At 71.0% G+C, this 3634-nt stretch carries 4 protein-coding genes; 2 read left to right on the forward strand and 2 right to left on the reverse strand.

Features of this window, described 5'->3' with window-relative positions:
* The first annotated feature begins 106 nt into the window (after positions 1-106).
* Both PV350_RS45525 and PV350_RS45530 read left to right on the forward strand, forming a co-directional pair.
* On the forward strand, positions 107-562 hold the full coding sequence (locus tag PV350_RS45525; protein ID WP_500339182.1) for a hypothetical protein: 456 nt from the start codon (positions 107-109) through the stop codon (positions 560-562).
* 67 nt (positions 563-629) lie between these two features.
* On the forward strand, positions 630-920 hold the full coding sequence (locus PV350_RS45530) for a hypothetical protein (RefSeq protein WP_499516529.1): 291 nt from the start codon (positions 630-632) through the stop codon (positions 918-920).
* 476 nt (positions 921-1396) lie between these two features.
* Here the strand turns inward: PV350_RS45530 and PV350_RS45535 are convergent, their stop codons facing one another.
* Both PV350_RS45535 and PV350_RS45540 read right to left on the reverse strand, forming a co-directional pair.
* Positions 1397-2203 carry a zf-HC2 domain-containing protein gene (locus PV350_RS45535; RefSeq protein ID WP_499516530.1) on the reverse strand — a complete coding sequence of 269 codons (807 nt, stop codon included), beginning with the start codon at positions 2201-2203 and terminating at the stop codon, positions 1397-1399.
* 7 nt (positions 2204-2210) lie between these two features.
* The gene (locus PV350_RS45540; RefSeq protein ID WP_499516531.1) at positions 2211-2813 is read right to left on the reverse strand and encodes a sigma-70 family RNA polymerase sigma factor; all 603 of its coding nucleotides are present in this window, start codon (positions 2811-2813) and stop codon (positions 2211-2213) included.
* Positions 2814-3634 lie beyond the last annotated feature (821 nt).

The raw sequence follows: 3634 nt of genomic DNA on the forward strand, positions 1-3634 counted from the left end.
CCCCGCAGGTCGTCCCCGCCCGGCAGCTCAAGGACGCACTGGGCATCCGCAGCGTCGGCTACCGCCAAGGCGACCGCGAACTGGCCATCAAGGATCAGAGGCTGGCATGAACACCCGAAGACTGCTCATCCCCGTCCTGCGGTGGGCGACTGCCGCAACCCTCGCCGCCGGCGGATACATCCACGCCCAGCTCTACCTCGACGCGTACCGCTTCATCCATCTCATCGGCCCCCTGTTCCTCCTCCAGGCCGGCTCTTCCTTCGCCTTCGCCGCCCTGCTGCTGTTCGGGACGCCACCCCTGCTGCTGAGGGCCGCCGCGGCAGGCGTCGCGCTCGGGGCCCTCGGCGGTTTCGCCGCCTCGCGCACCGTAGGCGTGTTCGGATTCACCGAGCGCGGTCTGCAGCCCGCACCACAGGCCCTCCTCACTCTCCTCGCCGAAACCGGAACGTTGCTGCTCCTGGCGACCTGGCAGATGACGCTGGCCGCACAACACCGCGCTGCCCGACCACCCCTCACGCCACCGGTCCGGAACCGGGCCACCACCCGCACACCACAGGAGTGAACCAACACAGCGCAGCCCGCCGTCCACGCCACCTGCCGCTCTTCCCGGAACCAAGGGGGTATCTCCCATGCACCTGGAACCACGCCCAGGAATCGCCTGGCCGAGTCCGCACCTGCGCGAACTGAGGGACGCTGTGCGCATCCTGCTCGGCCTGGACGACGACACCGCCGTCATGATCCGCCAATTCGGCTGTGGTGAACCCGGCTACCCGCCGTGGGAAACCGTCTTCGAGGTGGTGCCCATGGACGGCGGGGTCCACCGCTGGACACTCCACCGCCCCGCCGACGAGATCACCGAGCACGACCTGGCCGCCGCCTTCGGGTCGGCTCCGGCCGAGCCGGGACGACGGCGCCGGTGATGTCCTGCGGGCTTTGTGCGGTCGCGGGGCATGTCCAGGGCCCACCCCGCAGAGACCGGGCTCTCCAAGGGGCCTCGATTCGTGGGTGGGCAGCAGCGGCCGGTGCCGGCTCGGGTGGCGGGCCGAGCAGGGTCTGCCGCCAGGTCGTGGTGCCAGGGCCGGGTGGCGGCGATCTGCAGGTGCAGGCGGCGGGCGCCGTGGGTGACATGGCACGTCTCGCATCGCCGGCCACACACCGGTCCGACGTGCCGCGCCTTGTCACCCAGTCGGCTCCCCGACGCAGACACGGCCGTTGCGTCGCACATGACCGACAGGCACTGTCAAAGGCCGGGCCTTGCAGGTACTTGCAAGGCCCGGAACCGCCCACCGCGTCGAAGCCGTACACATTTCCCCGCGTGCGGGCCTTTGTGGGGTTCGAGAGCTGATGGCGGACCATCACCGCCACCCCACGAGGTAGGCGACGCCGGGGTGAGGCCTCACGCCGAGATGGTGAGAAGCTTCTGGCCGTTGCCGGCGTAGATGGCGAAGTGGCTGATCGTTTCCGGGGACATGGGTACCGTCCCGGAAATCCTGGCGCCGCCCGGGTACTCGCCGGCCTGCCAGGTGGCGGCGGTCGCTGTGGTGCCTGTGACCCCGACCGCTTGCAACTTGCACGTGATCCCGGGGGGCGCTCCCTTGGCCGAGACCTGCACGGCACTGCCCCAGGCGGCGGGCGAGACCTTCACCGAGGCGGACACGCCTGTGGTGGGGTCGGTTCCGGAAAAAGTGCGGACCGGGGCCGGTGACGTCGGTGCAGGCTGCGCCACCTGGCCGCTGGTGGACGCGATGGTGGCCAGCCACGTGCCGCCCGACGCTGCCGCCGCGATGAGCGCCGTGGCCGCGGCGACCCCGACCAGCTGCCTGCGCCAGGCGGTACGACGCCGGGACGCGGCCTGCTGGAGCAACCGGTCGACCCGGCCCCGTCCAGCTCCCCGCGAGGGGCCCGGTACGGCAGCGGGTACAGGCTGCGGTTGCGCGCTTGCGGCGGCCCGCTGTACGAGCCGGTCGGCCAGTTCCTCGCTTGCTGCGGGCGCGGCCGCAGCCTCGGCTTCGGCCACGCTGACCGTCGCGAGCAGCGCGGGCAATCCCGCCAGCTCGGCATGTTCGGCGCGGCACTCGTCGCATTCCGCGAGGTGGGTGCGCACCTGCTCCGTCTCCGCCGGGGACAGTGTCCCCAGCACGTACCCGCCCAGCAAGAACCGGACGGCGTCATGGCCGCCATTCATGGCCCGCACCTCCTCCATGCCGCTGTCACGGCTCGATACCCCGTTCCTGCAGCGCCAGCCGCAGCGCCTTCAAGGCGTAGTACGTCCGCGACTTCACGGTGCCCACCGGAAGGCCGAGCACCTTCGCCGCCTCGACCATCGTCCGGCCCCTGTAGTACGTCTCCAGCAGCACGGCCCGGTGCTCCGGGGACAGGGTCCGGATGGCGTCGGCCACCGCCCAGCTCTGCAGCGCCTGCTCGATCTCGTCTTCCCCGGCCGTCCGCTCCGCGACCTGTTCCAGCACCTCGCCGTCGACCTCGGTCGGCCTGGCCTTGCGGGCCCGGTGGGCGTCGACGACCAGATGCCGGGCGACCGTACACAGCCATGCCCGGGCCGGGCCGCGTTCGGGATCGAACGCCGCGGGATGCTGCCAGGCCCGCAGCAGTGTCTCCTGCACCACGTCCTCGGCCCATTGCCAGTCTCCCGAGGTCAGTCGCAGGACGAAGTGGAACAGCGGCCCGGCATGCTCGGCGTACAGCGTGCGGAGCAGTTCCTCGTCCGCGTAGGAAATGGTCCCCCTGTCGGAGACGCGATTCCCGGGGCGATCCGGCTGACTCGTCGGATCGCGTTTCGGAAGGCGCCACGGCATAAGGCAATGATCCCATATCGCGCAAATCTGCAAAATTCCACAAAAGGTGCTTACGTGTCGAACCGTGCAGCCCCCGGCGCCCGTGAAGCCTGATAAGTACCGATCGCCGGGATCCCCCTCCCGTCCCACGAGAAGCGAGCCGAGATGACCGAGAAGATTTCGCCGCCCCTCGAGGCCTCCCGCACCGTGCGGCCCGTGCGCATGCGATACGACCTCGTGCTGCGGCCCCACGACGCGCTCGACCAGCACGGCGGATGTGCCGCCCGCGTCCTACCGGGCCCCCTTGTCATCACGTACAGCGGCGACGCCGTCGCAACCGACGCGCCGGCGTCCAGCCACCGGCGCACGCCACGTCCGCCGTGCTCGGCAACGCCGTCGGCCTGATGTGACACACCCCCTCTGGGATGCCTGCGTCTTGCAAGATCCAGCCGTCGTGGGTCGAACGGCCCTGGGCACCGGCAAGCCCGATGACGGCGTGGGTGAGCGCGGTGTAGGGGTCTTCGGGTTGGGGGCTGCAGTCCCAGTGGAGGGTGCACTGGTTGCCTTCGACGAACAGGCGGCGGATGATCACCCTGCTGTGCCCGACCCGGCCAGGAGGCTGCTGCCAGGGAGCGATGGCGCGGCTGCTGTACTGCCCGCCCTCCTGACGGACCCCGGACCCCGGACTCCGCGAGCAGGATGCCGGTGTCGCCGACGCACGCGGTGACACGCCGCGGACCTCCGGCCGAGATGGCCGCCCACGCCTGACGCCCCGTCGGCCGCACCCCCAGTACCGGCCGGACCGCGTCGATCACCACGCCCCGCGCCGACCACCCCACACC

This window comes from Streptomyces sp. PA03-6a, from assembly GCF_033792765.1.
In the GTDB taxonomy this organism is placed as follows: Bacteria; Actinomycetota; Actinomycetes; order Streptomycetales; family Streptomycetaceae; genus Actinacidiphila.